Consider the following 25,544-nt stretch of genomic DNA (forward strand, 5'->3'; position numbering starts at 1 on the left):
CGACCGAGTGGATTTCCGGCCCGCCGCACCGGAGTTCGCGGTCCGATCCGGGCTCGCGGTGCGCCCCGGTGCCGGAAACCGGGGCGGTCGGTCCGCGGTGCGGGATCGTGCCTCCCGGGGAGCCGCTCCGGCCCTCGCGATCGGGCGCCCCCTGAGCCTCCGCGCGCCGCGTCGGTCGGTCCGGGGACGGAGCTGGTCAGCGGGCGAGGTTCGGCCGCGCGTCCGACCGGGCCGCCGGACCGTGCGGCCCGGTGCGGCGAATTCGCCGCCGCCACGAGCCCGGCCGGGGTGGTGCGGACCCTTATAGTTCCGGAAAGCCTCCCGCCGAGGAGTACACGAGGAGACGCACGTGGCGTTCGACGCAGATGTCATCGTTGTGGGGGCCGGGCTCGCCGGCCTGGTCGCGACGGCCGAGCTCGCCGACTCCGGTCGCCGCGTGCTGCTGCTCGACCAGGAGCCCGAATCCTCGCTGGGCGGTCAGGCCCACTGGTCCTTCGGCGGCCTGTTCCTGGTGGATTCCCCGGAGCAGCGCAGGCTCGGCGTCCGCGACTCGGCGGAGCTGGCCTGGCAGGACTGGGAGGGCACCGCCGGGTTCGACCGCGCCGAGGACCGCTGGCCGCGTCGCTGGGCCGAGGCCTACGTGGATTTCGCCGCCGGCGAGAAGCGCGCCTGGCTGCGCGAGCAGGGGTTGCGGCTGTTCCCGGCGGTGCAGTGGGCCGAACGCGGCGGATCGCAGGCCACCGGGCACGGGAACTCGGTGCCGCGCTTCCACATCACCTGGGGGACGGGCCCGGGCGTGCTCGAACCGTTCCTGCGCCGGGTCCGCGCCGCCGAGGAGCGCGGGCTGGTCTCGACGCGCTTCCGGCACCGGGTCACCGGGCTGACCACCACCGGGGGCGCGGTGGACGGAGTGCGCGGCGAGGTGCTGGAACCCAGCCCGGCGCTGCGGGGACAGCCCAGCTCCCGCACCGCCACCGGGGAGTTCTCGCTGCGGGCGCAGGCCGTGGTGGTCACCTCCGGCGGCATCGGCGGGAACCTGGACCTGGTGCGGCGGAACTGGCCCGCCCGGATGGGGCCCGCGCCGCGGCGGATGATCTCGGGAGTGCCCGACCACGTGGACGGGAAGATGCTCGGGATCGTCGCCGACGCGGGCGGCAGCGTCATCAACTCGGACCGGATGTGGCACTACACCGAGGGAATCCAGAACTACGATCCGGTGTGGACCCGGCACGGCATCCGGATCCTGCCCGGACCGTCGTCGTACTGGATCGACGCCGAGGGACGCCGGTTGCCCCCGCCGCTGTTCCCCGGGGCCGACACCCTCGCCACCCTGGCGCACATCAACGCCTCCGGGCACGACCACACCTGGTTCGTGCTGAACCGGCGGATCATCAGCCGCGAGTTCGCGCTGTCGGGTTCGGAGCAGAATCCCGACCTCACCGGCCGCAGCATCGGCGAGGTGCTGCGGCGGGGTGGCGAGGTGACCCCCGGGCCGGTGGCCGAGTTCGTCAAGCGCGGCGCGGACTTCGTCACCCGTCGCACGCTGCCCGAGCTGGTGCGCGGGATGAACGAGCTGACCGGTTCCGACTCGATCGACGCCGAGCGGCTGGAGCGCGACATCACCGCGCGAGACCGCCAGGTCACCTCGGGGCTGGGCAAGGACGCGCAGGTGGGGCTCATCCGGGCCGCGCGCCGCTACAGCGTGGACCGGTGGGTGCGGGTCACTCCGCCGCACCGGTTGCTGGATCCCGAGGCGGGGCCGCTGGTGGCGGTGCGGCTGTCGCTGCTGACCCGAAAGACGCTGGGCGGGCTGGAGACCGACCTCGACGCGCGGGTGCTGGGAGCCGACGGCTCCCCGCTGCCCGGGTTGTACGCGGCCGGTGAGGTCGCGGGCTTCGGCGGCGGCGGGATGCACGGCTACCGCTCGTTGGAGGGGACCTTCCTCGGCGGCTGCCTGTTCTCCGGGCGGGCCGCCGGGCGGGCCGCGGCGCGGGCCACGGCATGACTTCCCGTCCGGGTTCCGGGAGCGGGCCACGGGGACGCTCCCGGAACCCGGACGTCACAGGAAGCAGGAGCTGGCGTAGCCGGTGACGCGGGTCCGCCGGTCCAGCACCTGCCACCAGGTGTTGCTGCGCGTTCCGTCCACGCAGGTCACCGGCTCCCCGGCGACCTCCCGGCGCAGCCGCAAGCGGTCGCCGGGGTTGCCGACGCCGACCACCGCCGAGGCGGTCCCGGGCTCGGCCCGCAGGTTGACCCCGGGGACCCGGAAGTCCCCGTAGCGGTCGGGCCGGTCCTCGTGGCGCAGCTCCGCCAGCCGGTGCCCGAACTCGAACATGAAGTGCGCGACGCCGGACCCCAGGCCGTTGATGGGCAGCACGAGTGCGGCCACCCCGGCGAGCACGGCATTCCGGATCGTGTGCATGAGTTCCCCCGTCTCCCTCGTGACCGGGTCGACCGCCCCCGGCAGGGAGTTTCGCGAATAGATCGTTCCGACGTTTCCCCGTAGCCGAATCAATCGAACGCGGGCATCATCTTATCGGCCACGAGCGGCCTTCCGGCAGTGTCCGATCGAGTGCACCGGAAAAAGCGCCCCGCCGTGCGGAACCATGAAAAGGATTCGCGGCCGGATCGCGGTGCGTTTCGTCTTTACCCACTTCTGTGGTTCCGGAACGGTGAACGAACGGATGTTTCTCGCGGTGCGTGATGTCGTTAGCGATCTGGAGCGGCCGTTAGGCTGCCCGGCGCAGGAGCACGGCGGACCGGAGGAATCGATGAGCGAGCAGGACCTGTGGCGAGGGCTGGCGGTGCCACCGGGATTGTGCCGGTACTGCCGTCACCCGTCGTTGAACCGGACGCGACACGGCGTCACGTACCTGCGCTGCACCCGGGCCGGATGGGATGAGCGCATTCCACGCTATCCGGGCCTCCCGGTCGCGGAGTGCGTCGGTTTCGAGCCCCGGAACGGCGGGCCCGCCGATTCGCGTTCCGAGGGCTGATCGAGGTGACCTGGCGAAACGGGACGACCCCCGCGAAGGCGGGACCGGTCCCCGGGCGTCGGAGCGACCCGGGGACCGTCCGTCAGCTGCGCTCGGAGCCGATGCCGGTGAGCGAGCGGACCTCCATCTCGGCCCGCCGGTCCTCGTCGGTCGACTCCTCGCTGAACAGCGTGCCGAGCGCGGCGAACAGGAACGAGACCGGGATGGACACGATGCCGGGGTTGCGCAGCGGGAACAGCGCGAAGTCCACCCCGGGGAAGATCGAGTCCGGGGCCCCGGAGACGACTGGGGAGAACAGCACCAGCAGCAGGCAGGACACCAGTCCGCTGTAGATGCCCCACAAGGTCCCCGCGGTGTTGAACCGCCGCCAGAACAGCGAGTACAGCAGGGTGGACAGGTTCGCGGAGGCCGCGAACGCGAACGCCAGTCCGACCAGGAACGCGATGTTCTGCCCGTTCACGGCGATCCCGCCCAGGATGGACACCGCCCCGATCGCCAGCGCGGTGTAGCGCGCGACCCGCACGACCTGCCGCGAATCGGCGCGGCCCCCGCGCAGCAGGTTCGCGTAGACGTCGTGGGCGAACGAGGCGGAAGCGGTCAGCGTGAGCCCGGCGACGACGGCCAGGATGGTGGCGAAGGCGACCGCGGCGACGATGCCGAGCAGCAGCGTGCCGCCCACCTCGTAGGCCAGCAGCGGAGCCGCGGAGTTCTCCCCGCCGGGCGCGTCCAGGATGGCCGGGGTCCCCACCAGCGCCGCCGCGCCGAAGCCGATGATCAGCGTGCACAGGTAGAACAGCGACATCGTCCAGGTCGCCCACACCACCGAGCGGCGCGCCTCCTTGGCGTTGGGCACGGTGTAGAAGCGCATCAGCACGTGCGGCAGGCCGCCCACGCCGAGCACCAGGGCCAGCGAGAGCGAGACGAAGTCCAGCCTGGTCATGTCGGAGAGCCCGTACTGCACCCCGGGGGCGAAGATCTCCCGGCCGTGCGGGTTGTTCTCGGCGGCGTAGGTGAGCAGCTTGGACGGGCTGTAGCCGAACTTGCCGATGAGGAAGATGGTCATCATGCCCACGCAGAGGAACAGCAGCGCGGCCTTGACGATCTGCACCCAGGTGGTGCCCTTCATCCCGCCGACGAGCACGTAGAGCACCATGATCACGCCGACGACGGCGATCACGAGGGCCTGCCCGCCCGAGCTGTGCACGTTCAGCAGCAGCGCGACGAGCCCGCCGGCACCCGCCATCTGCGCGATCATGTAGACGAAGGTGATGGCCAGCGTGGAGATCGCGGCCGCGGCTCGCACCGGGCGCGCGCGCATCCGGAAGCTGAGCACGTCGCCCATCGTGAACCGGCCGGTGTTGCGCATCCGCTCGGCGATGAGCAGCAGGTTGATCAGCCAGGCGACCAGGAACCCGATCGAGTAGAGGAACCCGTCGTAGCCGTGCACGGCGATGGCGCCCGCGATGCCGAGGAACGAGGCCGCGGACAGGAAGTCCCCGGACAGCGCGATGCCGTTCTGGGCCCCGCTGAAGGAGCCGCCCGCGGCGAAGTAGTCGGCCGCGGTGCTGCGGCTGCTCGCCCGGTAGGCGACGAAGAGCGTGAGCAGCGCGAAGCCCGCGAAGATCGCGGTGTTCACCGCGGGGCCGTCGGCGGGCAGCGCCGGACCTCCAGCGGGGTCCTGGGCGGCACCGGTGAGCTGGTGGATCACCGGTCGTCACCGCCCGCGGGCCCCGGGGAGTCCACTTCGGCCCGCAGGGCTTCGACGCGGGGATCCACGGAGCGCTCCGCGAAGTGGACGTAGGCGGTGGTGATGAGCATTGTGGACGCGAACTGCCCGACGCCGAGCAGCAGCCCGACGTTGATCTCGCCGAGGACGGGCTGCGCCATGAGGTCGGCGCGGTAGGCGGCGAGCAGCACGTACCCGAGGTACCAGAGCAGGAATAACGCGGTCATCGGAAATACGAACGTGATCACCCGTCGGCGCAGTGCGTGGAATTCCGCGCTGGCCGCGATGGCCGGGTAATCGGGCCCGCGCAGGGTGGTGTCGGTGCTGCGTTCGATTCCGGCGAAGGGTTTCGGGACTTTCCTCCTGGCGCGGTGCTGGGGATACGCGCGTATCGCTGTTCGAGTAGCGTCGCTCATGCTTCCTTCCCGGAATTTCTCTGCGTTCGGGTCGGTCGAACTCGGGGGACCCGGTGGATGCGATGTCGAGGCTTGGCGGCGGCGAAGTTAACCACCTGTCCCGAGTCCAAGAAAAGAGATGTCGCCACACAGGATGACGAAGCAACTGCGGAGCGTGACGAAACGGGGGGTCGTGGGCGGGAGTGCGCCACGACCGGTTGAACTTCGACCACTCGGCCGCGCGTTCCGGTGAAGGTTTTCGGCCGACGCCACTCGGTCTCGCGGGGACCTGCGCGCCCTTCCGCGCAGTGAAAAATTCCTCGTTCCGGCCCCCCGGGGGCGGTGTCCGCGAGTCGTGACGTGCGGCGTTCCCCGCAGTGGATTCGGCTGAAAACGCCCCCCGCTGTTTCTGGGGGGCAGGGTTTATAGTGCAGGCACCCGAAAGCAGACCGCTTCCTTCGCCCCCGGTTAGGTGTCCGTGTCCGGAATGCCGTCAGTCCTGGCACAGCCCGTAGCGATCGGTTCGGTAACGCTCGGTCTCGCTGGAGCCGCCGCACCGATACGGTTCTGTGCTGCCAGCCCGCCCCCTCGACTGCGAGCCTGCCCGCCGCCGGACCGCTTATCCCCCGACAACCCAGACGACGATTGCGGGATCACACGCATGCGCCGTTCCCCGACGCCAAGTTCGCTCGAAAGAGATCGCCTGCCGAGCTGGGCCAGCCGGCCGATGCCGGGGTGGTGCGCGTGACCGCGCCCACTCCTCCGCGCAGGCGAGCCTCGGTCACCGAGTGGCGCAACTGGAGCCTCCCGGTCAAGTTCACCGCCGTCGTCCTGATCCCGGTGGTCTTCGCGGTCGGCCTCGGCATCTCCCAGATCACCTGGCAGGTCGAACAGGCGAACGAGTACGAGCGCGTCTCGCACGTGCTCGAGAGCGCGCAGCAGGTGGAGCCGCTCGTGGCCGCGCTGCAGAACGAGCGCAACGCCGCCGTCCTCGTCAACAACACCGAGGACTTCGACCGCCGGATCGACGCGGTGAACACCGCCTTCGACGCGGTGGACGACGAACTCGGCCACGACTCCGGGCACATCGGCACCGACTACGGAACGATCGTCGCGGACCGCCACGACGAGCTGCACGCCGCGCTGGAGGACCTCAACTCAGCGCGCGAGGCCGTCCGTCGCGAGTCGCTGTCGACACCGGACACCATCAACGCCTACAGCGCCGTGATCACCACCGTGCTCTCGCTGGACCGCGCGCTCACGAGCACCGTCTCGGAGCCGTCGCTGGCCAGCACCGCCTCCGCGCTGCAGGACATGCTCTCCATCATGGAGGAGGTCCGCCTCCAGCAGGCCTGGGTGCTCAGCGGGATCTCCCAGGGCAGCCTGCTGCCGGAGTCGACCGACGCGCTGCTGGGCTCGCGGGCCCGGCTCATCTCCAAGATCGCCGACGCCCGCGCCACCGTCGCCCGCCACTGGCAGGAGCGGCTGGACACGACCACCACCGGCCCGGAGATCCTGCAGCGCAACGCGCTGCTCACCCAGGCCCTCGCCGCCGGGCCCGCCGGAATCACCCAGGAGCAGTGGAACGGCATCTCCGACCAGGTCGTCGAGCTCATCAACGACGGCCACGACGACCTGGCCGCCGAGGTCCGCGCCGGAGCGGGGACGTTGCGGGAGGACGCGGGCAACGCGGCCGGCTGGGACTCGGCGATGCTGCTGGCCGCGCTGATCGCGGCCGCCGCGGTGATCTTCTTGATCTCCCGTCAGCTGCTGGGCTCGCTGCGCTCGTTGCGGCACGGCGCGCTGGACGCCGCCCAGCACGGTCTGCCCGAAGCGGTCGCCGGGATCCGGGCCGGCGAGGAGGTCGGTGAGCTGCGGCCGGTTCCGGTGCGCACCACCGAAGAGGTCGGGCAGGTCGCCCGCGCCTTCGAGGAGGTGCAGAACCAGGCGTTGCGCCTCGCCGCCGAGCAGGCCTCGCTGCGGCACGGCTACAGCGAGTCGTTCGTCGGCGTCTCCCGGCGGAGCCAGGGCCTGCTGGAGCGCCAGCTGCGCCTGTTCGAGCAGCTGGAGCAAGACGAGGAGGACCCGGACCAGCTTTCCCGGCTGTTCCAGCTGGATCACCTCGCGACCCGGATGCGCCGCAACAACGAGAACCTCATGGTCCTCTCCGGCAGCGACCTGGCGCGGCGCTTCGTGCGGCCCACCGAGCTGGGCGACATGCTGCGCGCCGCGGTCTCCGAGATCGAGCAGTACCCGAGGGTGGTCGTGCAGCCGCCGCCGCAGGTGCGGCTGCTGGGCCACGCCGCCAGCGACCTGGTGCGGCTGATGGCCGAGCTGATGGACAACGCCGCGAACTTCTCCGCGCCCGAGACCACGGTGACCGTCTCCAGCTATCAGGCGGGTGACGGGTCGATCACCGTGGACGTGCTGGACGAGGGCATCGGGATGGGTGAGCACGAGCTCGAGGCCGCCAACGCCAGGCTGGCCCAGGTCGACGAGAACGACCTGGCGACCTCGCGGCGGATGGGCCTGTTCGTGGTGGCCCGGCTGGCGGTGCGCCACGGCGTCACCGTCCGGCTGCACGGCGGCCCCGATGTGGACGGTGTGCGGGCCACTGTGGTCGTGCCCGCCGAGCACGTCGTCTCGGGCGGGCCGGCGGCCCCGCAGCCCGCGCAGGGCGCGGGTGGCCAGCGCAACGGCGTGGCCCACCACGAACTGCCGGTCTCGGGCTCGTTCGGGACGGGCCCGCAGGCGGCGGGATCCGCTGCCGAGGCCGGTTCGCGACCGGACGGTGGTCTCGCCCGGAGCAGCGGCGAGACCGGCTTCAGCACGGGCGAAACCGGGTTCAGCACGGCGGAGACCGGGTTCAGCACGGCGGAGACCGGGTTCAGCACGGCGGGTTCCGGGTTCGGGACCGCGGAAACGGGTTTCGGCACCGCGGACTCCGGGTTCAGCACGGGCGAGACCGGGTTCAGCACCGCCGTCCCCGGCGAGTCGAACACCTTCAACACCGGCTTCCTCGCCCCCGGCGGGGACGGAATGGCGAGCACCCCGCTGCCGAAGCGGGAACCCGCGGCCGGGCTGGTCGGGCCCTCGCAGCGGGAGGACGCCCCGGCCGCCCCGATGGGCAGCCTGTTCACCCCGGTGGACCTGCCCGAGCAGTCCGACGGGCACGACTTCTCCGCCGACTGGACCTCCTCGGACCTGGCCTGGCCGCCCGCTGCCGAGGACGCCCCGGCGGCCGCGCAGGACGCCCCCGCGCCGATCTTCGAAGAGGCCTCGACGCAGTGGTTCCAGCCGATCGACTTCGACGCGGAGCCGGACGGGGAGCCCGGAGCGGAATCCGCCGGCTGGCCCGACGACGAGCAGGCGACGTCCATCATGGACACCGGTTCCTGGGCGTTCACCTCGGATTCCGCCGATTCGGACGCCGTCGCTCCGGATTCCGAGCCGGAGCGGGGGCCGTCGTTCACCGATTCGGGCCTGCCCCGGCGGGAAGCGCGCGGTGACAGCTCCGAGCGGCAGGTCCACGTGGACGAGAACGACCCGCTCGGCATCGGTGACCTGCACCGGGGCGGGCAGGCCGAGTCGGAACCGCGGGACACCGGAGCCGCCGCGAGCACGTCCGCGGACCGCAGCCCGCAGGAGCTCAGCCGCCGCCTCGCCGACATGCAGGGCGGCCTGCGATTCGGGAGGAGGAGGCCGATGACGGCGGCGCAGGACGGTGCCGAGCAGGACGCCACCGCCGGACGGCGGGACTCCTGGGCGAACGGCTCCGGGGACGCGGCGGTGCACGGGGACGCGGCGGTGCACGGTGAGTCGGCGGCGAACGGCGACGGCGGCTGGAGCTTCGCCGCCGACGAGTCCTGGCGCCAGGTCGAGGCCGCCGCGGCCTCGCAGCCCACCTCGTTCACCGAGTCGGGGCTGCCCCGGCGCACTCCGCGCGCCCAGCTGGCACCGGGCAGCGCGGGCAGCGCTCCGGCGCGGTCCGAGGGCAAGGGCTTCGAGCGGGACGCGAGCGCGTTGCGCGGCAGGTTGTCCAGTTTCCAGTCCGGTGTCGAGCGCGGCAGGCACCGGCTGCCGGACGAGTCGTAGGGAGGTCGCATGCGTTGCTCAGGTGCGGATGAGCCTCGTCGGACGAAGGAGCGGTAACCAGACCACTGAGGGCGCGGTCGCCACCGGCCGCGCCCGGTTCCACCGATTCGGCAAGCGGAGTCGACCGGACGACCTCGGCGATTCCACGACCACAAGCCAGGAGGTTGCATGACTCCCCAGGAGACGATGTCCCGGCGGTTCGGGTGGCTGGTGACGGACTTCACCCAGCGCGTAGCCGGAGTGGCGCACGCGATCGTGGTGTCCGCGGACGGACTTCTGCTGACCTCGTCGACGAACCTGCCCCGGGACCGCGCCGAGCAGCTCGCCGCCGTGTCGTCCGGACTGCTCAGCCTCACCAACGGCGCCGCGAAGTGCTTCGAGGCGGGTGAGGTCACGGAGACCATCGTGGAGATGCAGTACGGCACGCTGATCCAGATGGGCATCAGCGACGGTTCCTGCCTCACCGCGCTCGCCGCGCCCCAGTGCGACATGGGCCTGATCGCCTACGAGATGGCGATGCTGGTCGAGCGGGTCGGCCAGATCCTCACACCGGAGCTGCGCCACCAGCTGCAGGGCGCGGGGAATCCGCTCTCCCGCCCGGCCGCGGTGAGGTGAACCGATGAGCGGACCTGAGTTCGGCGAGCAGGACCGAAGACGGGACGAGCCGGACGCGAACACCTTCGCCGACGTGATGAACGGGTTCACCTTCGACAGCGGCCGCAGCAGGCGCGGCCGCCGCCGGAAGGGCGAGCAGGCGGAGGAGCCCGCCGCCGAGGGGGAGGCAGCCGCGCAGCCCCCGCCGTCCCGGCGCCCGACCGCCAGACCGCCGGTGGACCCCTTCGACCAGCGGGACCCGTTCGACTCCCAGGAGTTCGAGTGGGAGACGCAGGCGCCCACCTACCGCGATCCCGAGGAGGGGTGGGGGGCTCCCGAGCAGCCCGGCGGGTGGACTCGGGAAGCGGCGGACGAGGCCACGGGACCGCAGCACCCGTGGCAGCGACCGGGCGGGGGTGATGATCCGGCCCGCGAGCAGTCCAGGGGGGCGTTCGCCGGGCCGGGCTGGGAGCCGGAGCCCCCGGCCGAGGTTCCCGCCGCCATCCGCTCGTACACCTGGACCGGTGGTAGGACCAGGTCGAACTACGAGCTGCAGATGGAGACGCTCGTGTCCACCAGCGAGACCTTCCGGTCTGGTTCGGCGGGGCGGATGGAACACGAGTCGATCGCCGAAATGTGCCGGCATCCCAGGTCGGTAGCCGAAGTCGGAGCGCTGCTCTCCGTTCCGATCGGGGTGGCTAGGGTGTTGCTGGCCGACATGGCGGAACTGGGGATGGTCACCGTGCACCAGACGGTGACCGAAAGCGGTAGCGCACCACACCTGTTGTTGATGGAAAGGGTATTGAGTGGACTCCGTCGGCTTTAGAGCTCCCCAAGGAGGCGCTCGGGGGCCGGTTGCCCCCCAGCGCGGCGCCACCACCTCGGCGAAGATCGTCGTCGCGGGCGGCTTCGGGGTCGGGAAGACGACGTTCGTCGGTTCCGTCTCCGAGATCGTGCCGCTGACCACCGAGGCAGTGATGACGGAGGCCAGCGCGGGCGTGGACGACCTCGCGGCCACACCGGACAAGAGAAGCACCACTGTCGCGATGGACTTCGGGCGCATCTCGCTCGATTCGGACCTGATCCTGTACCTGTTCGGCACGCCCGGGCAGCAGCGCTTCTGGTTCATGTGGGACGACCTGGTCCGCGGCGCGATCGGCGCGGTCGTGCTCGTGGACACGCGGCGGCTGGCGGATTCCTTCGCCGCTGTGGACTTCTTCGAGGACCGCGGTCTGCCCTACTTGATCGCGGTGAACTGCTTCAACGGCGATCTCCAGCACCGGATGGAGGAGATCCGGGAGGCGATGGCCATCGGGCCGCACGTGCCGATCGGACCGTGCGACGCCCGGGACCAGCAGTCCACCAAGCAGGCGCTGATCGCCTTGGTGCAGCACGCGATGCGGCACTGGCAGCAGCAGGGCGGGCAGCAGGCTCCGAGGTGATGAGGGTGCCGGGAACCGCGCGTCCGCGCCGGTGACCGGGACGCACCGCCGGGCCCGGGGTAGGGCCGAGGTGGCGGTGGGACAACTGGAGAATTCCGGGCGAGCGCGCCGCGGAGCGGATTTCCCGCTCAGCGGCGCGCTCGTCGTCGTTCGGGGGCTGGTTCGAGGAAAAGGTCGGGAGCGCGCGGGCGCAGCGGCAGCGTGGCGCTGAGGCGGGCGGGCGGCGGTGCCCGGCGCCGGTGGGGCAGCGCGGGTCGTCCGGGGCCGGTTTCCCGCTCCCCGCGCCGATCCCGGTCCCGGCGGGGTGTCGGGCTGGGAGCCGGTGGACTGTCCACGGTGGCGGTTCGATCTTCGTCGCGGGGCCGTGGCGGCGGTGCTGCGGGCGCGGGGACGGGACCGCTCGGACGGTGATCGCGTTTTCGCCGTCACAGCGGGACATTTCAAGCCGGACGCGGCCGATCCGGGCTGGTTGAGGCACTTGCCCATTACCGTCCGCAGTGGACGAAAGTGCGGAAGTTCGAGTCCGCGCGGTGCTCGGATATTCACCCAATTGAAAGAGTGCGGACGTCGTTATCGTGCGGCTAACATTCTTAATTAGCGGCCGTTGGTCGACTCACTTCCACTTCTCAAGATCATCTGAACGAACAGGCCCGTTGTCCGCCCAAGATCTACTTTGGGGGGTGTGCCGCGTCGTGCCAGATGAATTTTCCGCGACATGCAAGGCGATCTGGTGAAAGGTGGCCACTGTGGACTTAGACGCGCTCTTCCACTCGCACCTGGTGGCGATTCGGGCAAGCGTCCACGAGGGGTTTCGTTTCCGGCACCTGCCCAGCGGGCGGGATGACGAGTTCGTGCTCCAGGGATTTCGAGTGCGGAACGGGGTGATGGACACGTACCTGGCATACGCGGCCGATGACGCCGTGGCGGCCAGGTATCGGGTCTCCGACCTGCGGCTCCCCGATCCACCCGCGCTCTGGCGCCGGGACGGGCCGGTGGACGAGGTGGTGCAGGCGTTGCTCGCGCTGCCCGCGCACGGGGCGCGGGGGTCCCCGATGACGGCGGGATTTCCCGTGCACTTCGGGATCCCGCCCGGTTCCGGCCGGAGTCCGGTAGCAGGGCGGGACGCCGCGGCGGACCGCGCCGAGGTGCTCTCCCGCATCCCGCAGCCGCGCTCCGGCGGGTGCACCTACCGTCCCGCGCCGCGCGGCGGGCGGGCGCGAGGAGGTGGGCGATGAGCATCAAGAAGGACCTGCCGATGGCCTGGCACTTCGAACGCATCTCGGCGCGGGAGGCCTACACGTTCCGCTGGGGCCGGGGTTCCGGGATGATCACCGTGCACCGCGGCGACGCCCGGGGCTCGCACAGCGACGACAACCTGGTCGACTGCGTGCAGATCGGCATCGACTGGATAGACGACCAGGACGTACGGGTTCAGGCTCGCAAATGGATCAGGGCCAATGCGGGACGCGGAGTGCGCTAGTGCGCCACCCGCCGGAACGCTGATTCCGGATCGGGCGGCATTCGCCGAATTCGAGCGCGGTTCATTCCGCGCGGAGACCGGAGCCGGTATTCCGCGCCGGAATGGGCCGCGCTCGGTCCGCGCGTCCGGGCGCGGCGCCGCTCCGGCGAACGCGGGGACACCGCCCCCGGACAGCGGGGTCGTCCCTCCCGCGCCCGGCGGATTTCCAAGTTCGTTACCCGCGTGTGGTTCACGGGGTCAGCACGCTGGGTAGTCCTGGTGCACGGGTACCAAAGCCGGCTCGCGGGACGCGGACCGGCGGAACAGGAGATTCATGATGACGAACCCGCACGCGCCGGCCGCGGAACTGGCCGCGGAGTGGTCCTGGTGCGCCGATTGCGAGGGCACCGGCCTGGCCCCGGCCGATTCAGCTGCCCCGGCCCCCGCCGAGGGGGACTGCTGGAGCTGCCGAGGACTCGGCATCGGGGCGCGCAACATCCTCTGATCGCCCCCGCCAGCGCCGGGGTTCGGTGCCGGATCCGAACCCTGAGTAGCTGTCGGCTACCCGTTCGCCTGACGCCTCGGGTCCTCTACCGTGTGGTGGTGGTTCCCAGCCGGGAGGAGGCCGTGGGTGGCGACGCAGCGGGTCCCGCCGGACATGTTCCGCTTCGCGGTCGGCGCTCAGGCGGAGTCGTACCCCGCGATCCTGCGGGTGTTCGCCGACGCGGCGGCCCGGCTGGTGGCGGCGCTCGGAGTTGACGAAGTCCGGACCGGGCTGCGCGCCGGGGACCGGTTCGACGCGGTGGCCGACGAGGACCTTCCGGAACGGCTCAAGAAGCTCACCGAGTGGGGGCTGCTCGACGTCGTCCAGGACCACGCGGAGAACTACCGCACCGCCACCGAGTACGAGCGGCGGCACCTGCGCTATTCCCTGACCCCCGCCGGAACGGCGGCCTGGGAGGGGGTGCGCGCGGCGGAAGCGGCGCTGGACGAGCCGGGAGCGCTGCGGACCGCCGTGCTCGATTCCCTCGCCGATCGGCTCACCGCGCTGGCCGACCTGCTGGACGCCCCGACCACCGAGGACCGGCGGTTGTGCGGTGTGCTCCGCGAGGTGGAGGCGCACCTGGCCGACCTGCGGGACGGGGCCGTCGCCTTCCAGGCGCAGCTGCGCCGGACGGTGCGCGCCGAGGGCGGCGACGCGCGCGACCGCGAGGCCCGCACCGCGATGGTGGCCTACCTGCAGGACTTCAGCACGAACCTGGACCAGCACCGCCACGGTGTGCGCACCGCGTTGGAACGGGTCGCCGCGCACGACCTCGACGCGCTGCACCGGCGTGCGCTGCGCGGTGCGGACCTGCCGCCCGCCGCCGACGAACGCGATGCGGCGGACTGGCTGCGGCGACGCGGGGAGCGGTGGGCGGAGCTGCGCTGCTGGTTCCTCCCCGAGGACGGGGCGGAACCGCGCGTCGAGCAGCTGCACGGCGTCGTCCGCCGCGCGATCGTCGCCCTGCTGCGGGACCTGGACCGGGGCACCGGAACCCGTGGGGAGGACTCGGGCGCCGCGGCCGATTTCCGAGAACTGGCGCGGTGGTTCGCCACCGCCGACCGCGACGAGGACCTGCACCGCCTGTGGTCGGCGGCGTTCGGCCTCGGGCCCGCGCGGCACGCCCACCTCGCCCACGAGGATCCCGAGCTCGTGGCCACCGCGACGCCCTGGGCCCGGGCGCCGCGGGTGCGGGTGTCCGCGCTGCTGCGCAGCAACGGGCGAACCGAGACCTTCGGAAACACGGGGAAGGTGCGCGACGTGACGGGCGTCGCGGCGCTGCGGGCGGCCCGCGCGCGGCGGGAGCGCGCCGAGCTGGAGTCGGCCTGGCAGCGGCTCGGCACCGGCGGAGAGGTGCGGCTGTCCTCCTTCGGCGAGCTGGAGATCGGCGTGTTCGACCGGTTGCTGGACCTGCTCGGCAGGGCCCTGGCCAGCAGCGCCGACGAGCGGGGGCGCCGTCGCGCCTGCACCGGGGACGGCCGGGTGGAGATCGTGCTGCGCGATCCGGCCGACGGAGCCACCGCCCGGCTGCGCACCTCGCGGGGAACGCTGACCAGCGCCGACTACGCGGTCGACGTGCGGGTGATCGCGGGATGAGCAACCTGGCCAACCAGCTGGTCATCGCGGAGCGCACCGACCTGGCGCGCGGCATCAGGCTGCTGCTGGCACGTCCGCTGCTCACCGCCGAGGCCGATCCGGAGGGATTCGACCTGGTGCGTCGCCGCGCCGAAACCCTCACCGGCTGGTTCGAGCACTACTGCGGTTGGGCGCTGACCGTGGAGCCCCGCGCGGGGTACGCGCGGCTGGCGAAGGTGCGCGCGGACCCCGATTCCTCCCGTCCGGCGCGGCGGAGCCGCGGCAACCGGGCGCCGTTCGACCGGCGCCGCTACACCCTGCTCTGCGTGGCCGCGGCGGAACTGCTCGGCGGTCCGGCCACCACGATCGGCCTGCTGGCGGACCGGATCGCGCGCGCCACCGCGGCGGATCCGGTGCTGCCCGCGTTCGACCCGGGACTGCGCTCGGAGCGGATGGCCTTTGTGGACGTGCTGCGCGCTCTGGAGGAGTTCGGGGTCCTGGACCCGCTGGACGGCAGCGCCGAGCACTTCGCCGACTCGGCCGGAGCGAAGGTGCTCTACCGGGTGGACGCGGGGTTGCTGCTGCGGCTGCTGTCCGCGCCGAACGGGCCTTCCGCCTCGGCCGGGGTGGAACCGGGGGAGCGGGTGGCAGCGCTGGCCGCGGAATCCCGCTACGGCGGGCGAAGCGCCACCGAGGTGCAGCACGCGCTGTGGTTGCGGCACTCGGTGCTGCGCAGGCTGCTCGACGATCCGGTCGTGTACTGGGCCGATCTCACCGAGGCGCAGCGCGGCTGGGCCTGCTCGTCGGCCGGGCGCCGGGCGCTGCGGGACGCCGCCGAGCACGGCGGGTTCGCGCTGGAGGAGCGGGCCGAAGGCGTGCTGCTGGTCGATCCGGAGGGGCTGGCCACCGACGTGCGGTTCCCGGACGACGCCGACAACGCGAAGGTCGCCGCGCTGCACCTGCTCGACTCGCTGGGCGCGGCCCCGGAGGGCCGCACCGCCGAGCAGCTGCGGTCCGACGCGGAAGCGGTGCTGGACCGCTCGCCCGGGGCCGCCCGCACCTACCGCTACTCGGACGGGCCGGGGCGGTTGGTCTCGGACGCGGTCGCGGTGCTCGTCGACTTCGGGCTGGCCCGCCGCGACGGGGACCGGATCGTCGCGCTGCCCGCCGCCGCCCGCTACGCGGTCGTGTCCGGATCTCCCGATCTCGCTGGAGGAAACCCGTCGTGACGGCCCCCCGAACCTCGCCCCGAGCCGGCCGGTGGCGCGCCGGGACGACGTCGCGCTGGCGACCGTCCCGGGCGGGCATCCTCAACGTCTGGCGCTACTACGACGAGGTCTTCGAGTTCCACAGCGGACGGTTGCTGCTGCGCGGCCCGAACGGGACCGGGAAGTCGAAGGCGCTGGAGCTGCTGCTGCCGTTCCTGTTCGACGCGAACCTGCGGGCGAACCGGCTGTCCACCTTCGGCAGTTCCGAGCGCACGATGCACTGGAACCTCATGGGGGAGGGCGCGGCGGGCGCGACCCGGGTCGGCTACGTGTGGCTGGAGTTCCGGGGCGGTCCGGGCGAGTGGTTCTGCTGCGGTGCCCGGTTGCAGGCCAGCAAGCACACCTCCGAGGTGCGCGCGGACTTCTTCACCACCACCGCCCGGATCGGTGCCGAGGACGGTGTCGAGCTGGTGAACGGCAGCGGGCAGCCGCTGGCCCGCGCCGCGCTCGCCGAGGCGCTGGAGGGCCGGGGAGCGCTGCACGAGTCGGCCGCCGCGTACCGGGAGGCCGTGCGGGCGGCGCTGTTCCCCGGGCTCACCGAGCAGCGCTTCGACGCGCTCATCACCGCGCTGCTGCAGCTGCGCACGCCGAAGCTGTCCGAACGGCTCGACCCGAACCTGCTGTCCACGTTGCTGTCCCGGGCGCTGCCGCCGCTGGGGCGCACCGAGATCGCCGAGCTGGCCGAGGGGTTCGAGCGCCTGGACCGGAGGCGGGAGCGGCTCACCTCGCTGGACGGGCAGGTCGGCGCGGCCGAGCTGGTGGCGGGCCGGCAGCGCGACTACGCGCGCCGGGTGCTGCGCGCGGCTGCCGAGCGCGTGCTGGTGGCGAGCGCCGAGCTGGACCGCCGGGAGGCGGCGGTCGAGGACGCCGGGCGGCGGCACGAGGACGCGCTGGCGGATCGGGAGGCGGGGCGGGCGCGCGAGACCGAACTGGTGCGGGAGACCGAACGCCTCCGCGCCCGCCTCGCGGTCGGCGGTGAACCGGTGCGCACCGAGGCGGACGAGGCGCGGCGGCGCGCCGACGAGCTGCGGGCGCTGGCGGCGGAGCGCGCCGCTCGGGCCGACGAGGCGGCCGGGCTGGCCGAGCGCGCGGGCCTGCGCGCGAGCGCGGCGGCGGCCGCCGAGGACGCCGCCGAGCGGGACGCCCGGCGGCACGCCGACCGGATCGGCCTGGCCGGGGCCTTCGCGGAGGTCGCGGGCACCACCGACCGGCAGCGCACCAGGCTGCTGCTGCGCGCTGCGGTGCGCGGCGGGCACGATCGCGTCGCCGAGGTCCGCGCCGGGCTGGAGCGGCGCGACCGGGCCGTGGCCGCCCGCGCCGACGCCGAACGGGAACTGGACCGGGCGCGGGCCGAGCTGGGCGCGGCCGCCGAGCGCCTGGCGGAGCTCGGCGAGCGCGGTGCGGCCGCGGTCGCCGAACGGGTCGAGCGGCTGCGGGAGTGGGCGGCGCGGCTCGCCGAGCTGAGCGCGGAGCCCGCCGAGTTCGCCGAGCCCGTCGAGTCGCGGGCTGATCTGCTGGAGCGGCTGCGCCCCCGCTACCTCGCCGCCGCGGCGGAGCTCGACCGCCGCGCCGCCGGGGTCGACGTCCGGCGCGGCGAGCTGCGCGAGCGGCACGCCGAGCTCGACGCGCACCGCGCCTCGCTGCGGGAGCGCACCGACCTGCCGCCCGCCGCTCCCGCCACCCGCACCGCGGACCGCGCGGGTCGCCCGGGTGCGCCGCTGTGGCGGCTGGTCGCCTTCCGCAACGGCGTTCCCGCCGAGGTGCGGGCCGGAGTCGAGGCCGCGCTGGAGGGCGCCGGGCTGCTCGACGCGTGGGTGACGCCGGGCGGGCACCCGGACTCCGCCGGGTCCCCGGAGTTCGCGGGTTCCCTCGCGTTCGACGGGCACGACTCCGCGCTGGACCCGGCGCGGCTGCGACCGGTGGACGGGCCTTCGCTGGTGGAGGTGCTGCGGCCCGAGTCGGCGGGACCGGTCGACCGGGACCGGATCTGGCAGGTGCTGCACGGGATCGGCTACGGGCCGCTCGACGCGGGCGGCGGCAGGCATCGCGGCCCCGAGCCCGACGTGGCCGTCGCGCCGGACGGTCGATGGCGCGTCGGCGGGCTGGAGGGCAGCTGGGGCAGGGCCGAGGCCGCGCACATCGGCGGCACCGAGCGGGACCGCGCCCGGCGGCAGCGGCTCGCCGAGGTCGAGCGCGAGCTCGGGGAACTGGGCGGGGAGCTGGCCGCGCTCGACGCGGAGGCCGCCGATCTCGCCCACCGCCGGGAAGCCCTGGACGCGGAGTGGGACGCGATTCCCCCGGACGCGGCGGTGCGGGAGGCGCGCCGTGCCGAGGACGTCGCCGAGGCCGCCGTCGCCGCCCGCGACGACGCCGTGAGCGCCCGGGTCGAGCAGGTGGCGCGCGCCGCCGAGGACGCGCGGCTCGCGGGCGTGCGGCTCACCGAGCTCGCGGGGGAGCACGGGCTGCCCGCCGACCGCGCCGCGCTGGACGGGCTGGACCGCGCGGTGGAGGCGTTCACCGGCGTCGCCGAGATCTGGCTGGACGCCCGCTCCGGCACGGCCGAGGCGCGGCGGGCCGCGGCCGACGCCGCGCGGCTCGCGGAGCTGGCCCGGGAGCTCGCTGCCGGGACCGAGGAGCACTCCGCCGACGTGGAGCTCGCGGCGCTGCGGCTGGGCGAGCGGCAGCGCGCGCTGGGCTTGGAGCAGGAGCAGGCCGCCGAGGAGTCGGCGGCGGCGAGCTCCCGGCTCGTGGAGCTCGACGCGCAGCGGGCGCGGCTGGCCGGGGAACTGCTGGATCTCGCGGAACGCATCGGCGCCCTCGCGGCCGAGCGCGCCGCCGCCACCACCGGACGGGACGCGGCGCGCGCGGAGCTGGACACCGCGACCGCCCGGCTTCGGGCCCGACTCGCGGACGGCTTCGGCGCCGACGCGGGGGCCGCCCTCGAACCCTCCGCGGTGGACGACGACCCGGTCGGGGCGGCCCGCGAGCTCGCCGCGACCTGGGCGGCGGAACCGCACGGTCCGGCGGACCTCGCGGCGGCCCTCGGCGAGCTCGGCGAGGCCGTGTACGACGGGCGGCACGTGCTGGCCGGGCGCGCGGACCTGGAGCTGCGGCCCGAGGACGAGGTGCAGGTCTGCACCGCCGCGCTGGACGGTGACCGGGTCGGCGCGAGCGCGCTGCGGGACGTGCTGCGCGCCGAGCGGGACCGCGCCCGGCGGGAGCTCGACGAGGCCGAGCGCGACCTGTTCGACCGCACCCTCACCGGCGAGACCCGCAGGCACCTCGCCGCGCGCATCCGGCAGGCGGGAGAACTCGTCGACACCATGAACACCCGGCTGAAGCGGGTGCGCACCGCGTCGAAGGTCGCGGTGCAGCTGGTGTGGGAGGTCGACCCGAACCTGCCCGCGAGCACCCGTGCCGCGCGGGACCTGCTGCTGGCCGACCCGGTGCGGCTCACCGAGGCCGACCGGGAGGCGCTGCGCGCGTTCTTCCGGGAACGGCTCGCCGAGGCAGGTTCGGAAGGCGCCGTCGCGGGCTGGGAGGGCAGGCTCGCGCAGGTCTTCGACTACACCGCCTGGCACCGGTTCGGGGTGCGGATCGACCGGGCGGGCGGCGCCGGGTGGCAGCTGCTGACCAAGCGCCTGCACGGGGCGCTCTCCGGCGGTGAGAAGGCCATCGCGCTGCACCTGCCGCTGTTCGCCGCCGTCGCCGCGCACTACCAGTCGGTGCCCTCGGCCCCCCGGTTCATCCTGCTCGACGAGGTCTTCGTCGGCGTGGACACCACCAACCGCGGCCAGGTCTTCGACCTGCTCGCCGCGCTGGACCTGGACCTGGTGCTCACCAGCGACCACGAGTGGTGCACCTACCAGGAGCTCGACGGCATCGCGATCCACCAGCTCATCACCGGGGACGGCGACGACGCCGTCACCACGGCGCGGTTCGTCTGGGACGGCCGGGCGCTCGCGGAGGAACGCGGTGCTCCCTGACGTCCTGCGGCGCGCCGAGTTCGCCCCGCTGTGGCGGGCGGTGCACGAGCGGCTCTCCGCAGGACGGCCGGTGGGGCGGGTGCGGGTCGGACCGCTGGACCGGCGGCAGCGGGAGGCGCTGGCCGACCTGCTCGGCGCGGACCGGTTGCCGGGTGACCACGTCTCGGTGTCGCTGCCCCGCCTCGACGTGGTGCTCGGGCAGCTGTGCGGGCGGGACTCCCGCGCCATCGCGGAGGAACTGCTCGGCCCGGTGCCGGACCGGGCGTCGCGCAGGCTGCGCGAGCAGCGGGAGCGGGCGCGGCTGTGGGAGTGGCTGCGCGGCCACCCCCAGGTGCGGGCGCAGCCGGCGCTGGTCGACTGGGCGGAGCAGGTTCGGCGCAACGGGTTGATCGGAGATTCCCCCGCCGCGACGGGGGAATCGCTGGCGGACGCGCTGCGGGTGCTCGCGAACCTGCCCGCACCGGGCGCGTCGCTGCCCGCGTTCGCGGACGAGGTGCTGGGCGATCCGCGCGCGCTGGAGCCGGGGCGGCCGGTGTCCGCGCTGGTGCTGCGGGCGCTGTCCGAGGTCCACGGCACACCGCTGCCCGCCGCGCCCGGGCAGCGCCGGGAGTTGTGGCTGCGGGCCGGGATCGGCGAGGACCCGCTGTCCACTGTGGTCCTGAGCGCCGGGGTTCGGCCGAGCGGCGGCCGGCTCGGCGGTGAGATCCTGCGCGCCTGCGCCGATTCCGGGGAGGTCGCCGCGCTCACCCTCACCCAGCTGCGGGACACCGGGCCGATCGCGCTGGGCGCGCGGGACGTGTGGGTGGTGGCGGACCCGGAGGTGCTGGCGCTCGCGGTGCGCCGCTTCGGCAGCACCTGCCCGCCGCTGGTGTGCACCTCGGGCTGGCCGAACGGGGCGGGGATCCTGCTGCTGCGGCGGCTCGGCGCGGCCGGGGCGCGGCTGCACTACCACGGGGACCTGGATGGCGAGGGCGTGCGGATCGCGGCCCACGTGCTGACGAAGACCCGCGCGCTGCCGTGGCGGATGAGCGCGGCGGACTACCTCTCGGCGGTGGAGCACTTCCCCGCCGGGCCGCACGTCGGCCGGGTCACCGAGGCCCCCTGGGACGCCGCCCTGGCCCCCGCGATGCGGCAGCACCGCACCGCGGTTCCCGAGGCGCGCCTCGCCGACGCGCTGCTGGACGACATCCCCTGAGCCACCGCACCGAGTGCGTCACCGCACCGCGGCCTGGCCCCCGTCGACGGGCAGCAGCTGGCCGGTGATGAAGCGCGACCCGTCGGAGGCGAGGAAGACCAGCACCGGGCCGAGGTCTCGGTCGGGATCCCCGTACTCGTGGCCCAGGGCGATCGTCGACTTGTTCGCCCAGTAGTCCGCGGTGCGGCCCGCTTCGTCGAGCCTCGCGCGCGCCGCTTCGTACATCGGGGTCACCATCGCGGGCAGCACCGCGTTCACCCGCACGCCGTCTCCGCCCCAGGCTGCGGCCGCCGTGCGCGTCCAGGAGTGCACCGCGCCCTTGGACGCCGAGTACGCCGGTGCGCCGGGTTCCGCGCGGAGGCCGGAGATCGAGCCGAAGTTGATGATCGAACCGCCGCCGGAGGGCGCCATGTGGCGGTGGGCCGCCTGGTTGGTGAGCATGGTGCCCCGCACGTTCACCGCGAACATCGCGTCCCAGTCCCCCACCGTGACGCCGCCCGCGTCCCCGGAGCGCTGGATGGCCGCCGCGTGCGCCAGCACGTCGAGACCGCCCAGTCGCGAGGCGGCCTCGTCGAACCCCGCCGCGACCTGTTCCGGGTCCGACACGTCGACCCGCAGGAACGCGGCCTTGCCGGGGCCCTCGGCGGTCGCGGCGGCCGCCACCTCGGCTCCCAGCTCCTGGTTCAGGCTCATGCTGATCACGTTCGCGCCCGCGGCGGTGTAGCCGCGGACCGCGGCGGCGCCGATCCCCCGAGCTCCCCCGGTGACGATGATCCGGCGGTCGTGCAGTTCCATGCGATTCCTCCCTCGGGACGGGGCGCCGAGGCTCGTCGGCGGACCGAGCCTACGTTCGCGATCACGGCCTGCCCAGAGCTCGCGCTGGATCGTCCGAACAGGAGCGTCGAGGCTCCGGGGCGAGCACTCCGCCCGCGTCGAGCGCGGTGGAGAGCTCGGCGGTTCTCGTCGTGTCGCCCGGTTCCGGGGAGCGCCGAGGGGGGGCGATCGTCTCGTAGCGGGAGCGGGCGAGGTCGGCGTGAAGTGCGACGAGTCGAGAGAGGGCTTCGCCGGGGGCAGCCGGCGTGTCTCGCGCATCGCGCTCGGGCGGCGCGGGGCCGACGGCGATCGCCAGGTGGCGGTACCCGCGCAGCGCGCTCAGGTGAACGTCGTCGAACTCCCGGTATCCGTTGGGCCGGGGCGGCCTGACGTCGAGGTGTTCGAGGTCTCGCGTCCGCCGCACGAGCTGCCGGGAGCAGCGGCGAGACGACTCGTCGCGCATCACCTGGAGTCCAGTGCTGCGGCCTCGTGCGGCAACCCTCCACCAGCACTTCGGGCGCACGCCCGAACCACGTCCACTCGGTCGACCCCGCCAGCGGTCCGAACCCGCGGTGGTCTCCGGGATCTCGCGCCCCTCCAGGGGGAGCGAACATCCCGAGATCTGCCGCGCGCCCCGGGCGATCCCGGGCAACCGCCCAGCCATGCGCGACGATCGCGACGAAGGACTACCCGGGCGACACCGGGTCCCGCCGCGACACCGGTGATCGCCGACGGCCGGACGTCCACGTCGGTCCGCAGGTGTGCGCCGAACGCCTCGGGCGCCAGCCCGGGAGATCGACGAGTCGGGCGTGGGCCGCGGTACGGCGAACGCGCTCCTCCCGCACCCGCTGCGCGGCGTTCACGGGTGGGCGCGTCGTGCACCCCGGTAGCGCCACGATCACTCGCCCTGGCCTGCACGGCGCACGGCTGGCTGACCGGCGGAGCGCGGGCAGCCCCCGGGGCGACACCTCGCGGAACGACTGAGCGCCGGAGCGCACCGCTGGCGGTGGGAAGCCGAAACGGCTCGGCAATCGCTTCCGCGGCCGCCCGGAACCACCACCGGCCGCCCCCGATGGCCGGCCGTCCGCGTCGCCGCCCCAGGTGCCTCGCCGGGGCCCGAGCGTCGCCCGGTCCGGTGAGCGGCGAGCCGCCCGACCGGTCGCTGTCCTCGCGCGGTGGCTCCCGCGCGAGGACAGCGCTGCCGCGAGCTGCCCGGGAAATCGGTCGCGCGGACGTCGTCGAGATCCCGCCACCGGCTCCCGCGCGGGACGGTTCACAGGCACATCGCGAACAGCATGGCGCCCATGCCGATGCTCATGGCGCCGTGGCAGGCGGCGTCCAGCGCCAGCCGGGTGGCCTCGGGAGCGGGCCGCGTCCCGGTGGCCTCGGCGGTGTTGAGGGCGTGCCGCCCGGTGTCGGCGGCCGTCGCGATCCAGGCCATCGAGGACAGCACCAGGAACGCCGCCAGCGCCGCCGAGGTCGCCACCACCGCGCCCGGCGGGCCCGGGGCCGGGGCGGCCGCCGCCAGCACCCCGGACCCACCGCCCCCGCCGAGCGAGTGGTGGTGCCCGCCGCCGGATTCCGAGGCGCCCATCATGAGCAGCGGCATCGCGGCGACCATCCACACCATCACTGCCGACATCACCGCGTGGTGCGCGTGCGCGAGCCGCGGCGAGCCGTGCTCGTGCGCGCACGGCACCCGGAGCGCGGTCAGCGCCGCGAACCACATCGCGATGATCCCGAACAGCACCACCTGCGGGAGCGCGGGCACGCTCATGCCCCACGGCCAGGCCATCGCGATCATCAACAGGCTCATCACCACGTGGCTCCACGAGCTGAGCCGGTCGCTCCACCGCAGCCCGGGCCGGGTGGCGCTGTGCGCGCACCACCCGCCGGTCAGCGCGAACAGCACCGTCAGGGCCCAGCTCAGCAGCATCGATTCGACCACGATCAGACTCCGGTGCTCCGCCGGGCGCGCAGGCCCAGCACGACGTCGACGACGAGGAACAGCAGCAGCGAGGCGCCCAGCAGCGGGAGCGCCCAGGCCACGAACGCGGCGGCCACGATGATCGGGGCCATGATCCGGCCGGGGACCCGTCGCCACGCCCCGCGCTCCGGGGGTCTGCCCAGCCGGGCTCCCCCGCGCGTCGGCCTGCGCAGCCACCACATCCGGTAGCCCCAGAAGATCATCGACAGCAGGCCGAACACCAGGGCGGCCAGCAGCAGCTGGTTGGGCAGCCCGAACAGCAGACCCATGTGCGCGTCGATGCCCCAGCGGGACAGCTTGGCCATCAGCGGGTAGTCGGCCCAGCGGATCGTCTCGACGACCGAGCCGGTGCCGGGATCGACCGCGACCTGGTCCTGCTTGGTCGGCCAGGTCCGCTGGATCTGAGCCACGGTGTAGGCGGACCCGGCGTCCGCCGGGGGCGTGATCTGCACCGGCCCGTCCAAGCCCTGCGCGAGGGCGGCCCGGTGGACCCGGTCGATCCCGACGTCCGCGGCCGGGGCGGCGGGGAGCTCGGTGGACACCGCCGGGGTCTCCCAGGACAGCTGCTCGCGCACCGCCGTCACGTTCTCGCCCGCGTGCACCGACCAGGTCAGTCCCGTCGCGGACAGGAACAGCAGGCCCAGGCCCGCCCACAGCCCCACCGCGCCGTGCCAGGACAGGACCCGCCGGCGTCCGGCGGGCCGCAGCTCCGGCGCCAGGAGCAGCCGCGCGCGCCGGTTCCGGCGGGTCCGCCCGATCCACAGCGCGGCGCCGCCGAGCACCACCACCCACAGCCAGCTCGCCGCGAGCTCGCTGTAGAGCCGTCCCGCGTCGCCCAGGTGCAGGCTCCGGTGCAGGTTGTCGATCCAGGCGCGCAGCGGCAGCGCCTGCCCGGACCCGTAGGTCACGAGGTCGCCGCGCACCTCACCGGTGTGCGGATCCACGAACACGGTGCGCTGGTAGCTCTCCGGCAGATCCGGAGCGGCGAACAGGACCTGGGTCGTGTCCACGGGCGTCGCGCCCGGCCGGACCGCTTGCAGCTCCTCGCCCGGCCGCACCCGCTGCGCCACCGCGACCTGCTCGGACAGCGGTAACCGCTGCGCGGCGGCGGGCACGTGCAGCTCGCGGGCGTAGACGGCCTGTTCCAGCTGCGGGCTGAACACGTAGAGCAGGCCGGTGAGGGCCGCGATCACCAGGAACGGGGCGATGAACACTCCGGCGTAGAAGTGCAACCGCAGCACCAGCGGCCGCAGCACCGACCAGGTCGAGGGCGCGGACGAGCGCCGGTCCGCCTCCCCGCCGGGGTCCGGTGGGGAGGACTGGTCCACGAGTCCCGGGTCCGTCGCCATGCTCGCTCCTGCTCGTCCGGCGGACTGGTCGCACCACTAGTCGGGCGATCACCGGTCCTTGTTCCCGCCTGTGACGTTGCCGTCGGTCAAGTGGGATCGAACGGCCCAGCGGCGCTCGGC

20 protein-coding genes are annotated in these 25,544 nt (G+C 73.7%); 13 read left to right on the top strand and 7 right to left on the bottom strand.

What is annotated here, in order from left to right; all coding sequences use genetic code 11:
• Positions 1–349 precede the first annotated feature (349 nt).
• On the top strand, positions 350–2,005 hold the full coding sequence (locus ACL03H_RS17115) for an FAD-binding dehydrogenase (RefSeq protein WP_412812244.1): 1,656 nt from the start codon (positions 350–352) through the stop codon (positions 2,003–2,005).
• A 54-nt stretch (positions 2,006–2,059) separates the two neighbouring features.
• Here ACL03H_RS17115 and ACL03H_RS17120 read toward each other — a convergent pair whose 3' ends face one another.
• The 3 genes from ACL03H_RS17120 to ACL03H_RS17130 form a co-directional block, all read right to left on the bottom strand.
• Entirely contained in the window at positions 2,060–2,422 is a 363-nt protein-coding gene (locus ACL03H_RS17120) for an SH3 domain-containing protein (RefSeq protein WP_412812245.1), read from the bottom strand.
• A gap of 656 nt (positions 2,423–3,078) precedes the next feature.
• Entirely contained in the window at positions 3,079–4,653 is a 1,575-nt protein-coding gene (locus ACL03H_RS17125; protein ID WP_412812305.1) for a solute symporter family protein, read from the bottom strand.
• Between the two features lie 47 nt (positions 4,654–4,700).
• Positions 4,701–5,138, bottom strand: coding sequence for a DUF485 domain-containing protein (locus tag ACL03H_RS17130; RefSeq protein ID WP_412812246.1), 438 nt, complete (start codon positions 5,136–5,138; stop codon positions 4,701–4,703).
• 723 nt (positions 5,139–5,861) lie between these two features.
• Between ACL03H_RS17130 and ACL03H_RS17135 the strand changes: the two genes are divergently transcribed.
• The 11 genes from ACL03H_RS17135 to ACL03H_RS17185 all read left to right on the top strand — a co-directional run bounded on the left by ACL03H_RS17135 (position 5,862) and on the right by ACL03H_RS17185 (position 21,275).
• A complete protein-coding gene (locus tag ACL03H_RS17135; RefSeq protein WP_412812247.1) occupies positions 5,862–9,212 on the top strand; it encodes a sensor histidine kinase in 3,351 nt (1,116 codons plus the stop codon).
• 168 nt (positions 9,213–9,380) lie between these two features.
• The gene (locus tag ACL03H_RS17140) at positions 9,381–9,827 is read left to right on the top strand and encodes a roadblock/LC7 domain-containing protein (protein ID WP_412812248.1); all 447 of its coding nucleotides are present in this window, start codon (positions 9,381–9,383) and stop codon (positions 9,825–9,827) included.
• Between the two features lie 4 nt (positions 9,828–9,831).
• On the top strand, positions 9,832–10,632 hold the full coding sequence (locus ACL03H_RS17145; RefSeq protein ID WP_412812249.1) for a DUF742 domain-containing protein: 801 nt from the start codon (positions 9,832–9,834) through the stop codon (positions 10,630–10,632).
• Positions 10,613–11,248 (top strand): GTP-binding protein, encoded by a 636-nt coding sequence (locus tag ACL03H_RS17150; RefSeq protein ID WP_412812250.1) that lies wholly within the window; start codon positions 10,613–10,615, stop codon positions 11,246–11,248. The genes ACL03H_RS17145 and ACL03H_RS17150 overlap by 20 nt, the downstream gene beginning before the upstream one ends.
• A gap of 884 nt (positions 11,249–12,132) precedes the next feature.
• Entirely contained in the window at positions 12,133–12,483 is a 351-nt protein-coding gene (locus ACL03H_RS17155) for a hypothetical protein (protein ID WP_412812251.1), read from the top strand.
• Positions 12,480–12,728 (top strand): hypothetical protein, encoded by a 249-nt coding sequence (locus ACL03H_RS17160; RefSeq protein ID WP_412812252.1) that lies wholly within the window; start codon positions 12,480–12,482, stop codon positions 12,726–12,728. Before ACL03H_RS17155 ends, ACL03H_RS17160 begins: the two co-directional genes overlap by 4 nt.
• A gap of 316 nt (positions 12,729–13,044) precedes the next feature.
• Complete coding sequence (locus ACL03H_RS17165; RefSeq protein ID WP_412812253.1) at positions 13,045–13,212, top strand: hypothetical protein; 168 nt, start codon at positions 13,045–13,047, stop codon at positions 13,210–13,212.
• 126 nt (positions 13,213–13,338) lie between these two features.
• Entirely contained in the window at positions 13,339–14,847 is a 1,509-nt protein-coding gene (locus ACL03H_RS17170; RefSeq protein WP_412812254.1) for a TIGR02677 family protein, read from the top strand.
• Positions 14,844–16,055 carry a TIGR02678 family protein gene (locus ACL03H_RS17175; protein WP_412812255.1) on the top strand — a complete coding sequence of 404 codons (1,212 nt, stop codon included), beginning with the start codon at positions 14,844–14,846 and terminating at the stop codon, positions 16,053–16,055. The genes ACL03H_RS17170 and ACL03H_RS17175 overlap by 4 nt, the downstream gene beginning before the upstream one ends.
• Positions 16,052–20,080 (top strand): TIGR02680 family protein, encoded by a 4,029-nt coding sequence (locus ACL03H_RS17180; protein ID WP_412812256.1) that lies wholly within the window; start codon positions 16,052–16,054, stop codon positions 20,078–20,080. Before ACL03H_RS17175 ends, ACL03H_RS17180 begins: the two co-directional genes overlap by 4 nt.
• The gene (locus tag ACL03H_RS17185; protein ID WP_412812257.1) at positions 20,070–21,275 is read left to right on the top strand and encodes a TIGR02679 family protein; all 1,206 of its coding nucleotides are present in this window, start codon (positions 20,070–20,072) and stop codon (positions 21,273–21,275) included. Before ACL03H_RS17180 ends, ACL03H_RS17185 begins: the two co-directional genes overlap by 11 nt.
• An 18-nt stretch (positions 21,276–21,293) precedes the next feature.
• Here the strand turns inward: ACL03H_RS17185 and ACL03H_RS17190 are convergent, their stop codons facing one another.
• A complete protein-coding gene (locus ACL03H_RS17190) occupies positions 21,294–22,070 on the bottom strand; it encodes an SDR family NAD(P)-dependent oxidoreductase (protein WP_412812258.1) in 777 nt (258 codons plus the stop codon).
• Between the two features lie 61 nt (positions 22,071–22,131).
• Entirely contained in the window at positions 22,132–22,551 is a 420-nt protein-coding gene (locus tag ACL03H_RS17195) for a MerR family transcriptional regulator (RefSeq protein WP_412812259.1), read from the bottom strand.
• A gap of 26 nt (positions 22,552–22,577) precedes the next feature.
• On the opposite strand from ACL03H_RS17195, the gene ACL03H_RS17200 reads away from it, so the two are divergent.
• Positions 22,578–23,072 carry a DUF6194 family protein gene (locus ACL03H_RS17200; RefSeq protein WP_412812260.1) on the top strand — a complete coding sequence of 165 codons (495 nt, stop codon included), beginning with the start codon at positions 22,578–22,580 and terminating at the stop codon, positions 23,070–23,072.
• A 289-nt stretch (positions 23,073–23,361) separates the two neighbouring features.
• On the opposite strand, the gene ACL03H_RS17205 is transcribed toward ACL03H_RS17200, so the two are convergent.
• A complete protein-coding gene (locus ACL03H_RS17205) occupies positions 23,362–24,036 on the bottom strand; it encodes a DUF5134 domain-containing protein (protein WP_412812261.1) in 675 nt (224 codons plus the stop codon).
• Between the two features lie 2 nt (positions 24,037–24,038).
• Positions 24,039–25,424, bottom strand: a complete 1,386-nt coding sequence (locus tag ACL03H_RS17210) for a PepSY-associated TM helix domain-containing protein (RefSeq protein WP_412812262.1) — start codon at positions 25,422–25,424, stop codon at positions 24,039–24,041.
• Positions 25,425–25,544 lie beyond the last annotated feature (120 nt).

Origin of the sequence: Saccharopolyspora antibiotica (assembly GCF_047200635.1) — a bacterium.
Taxonomy (GTDB): Bacteria; Actinomycetota; Actinomycetes; order Mycobacteriales; family Pseudonocardiaceae; genus Saccharopolyspora_C.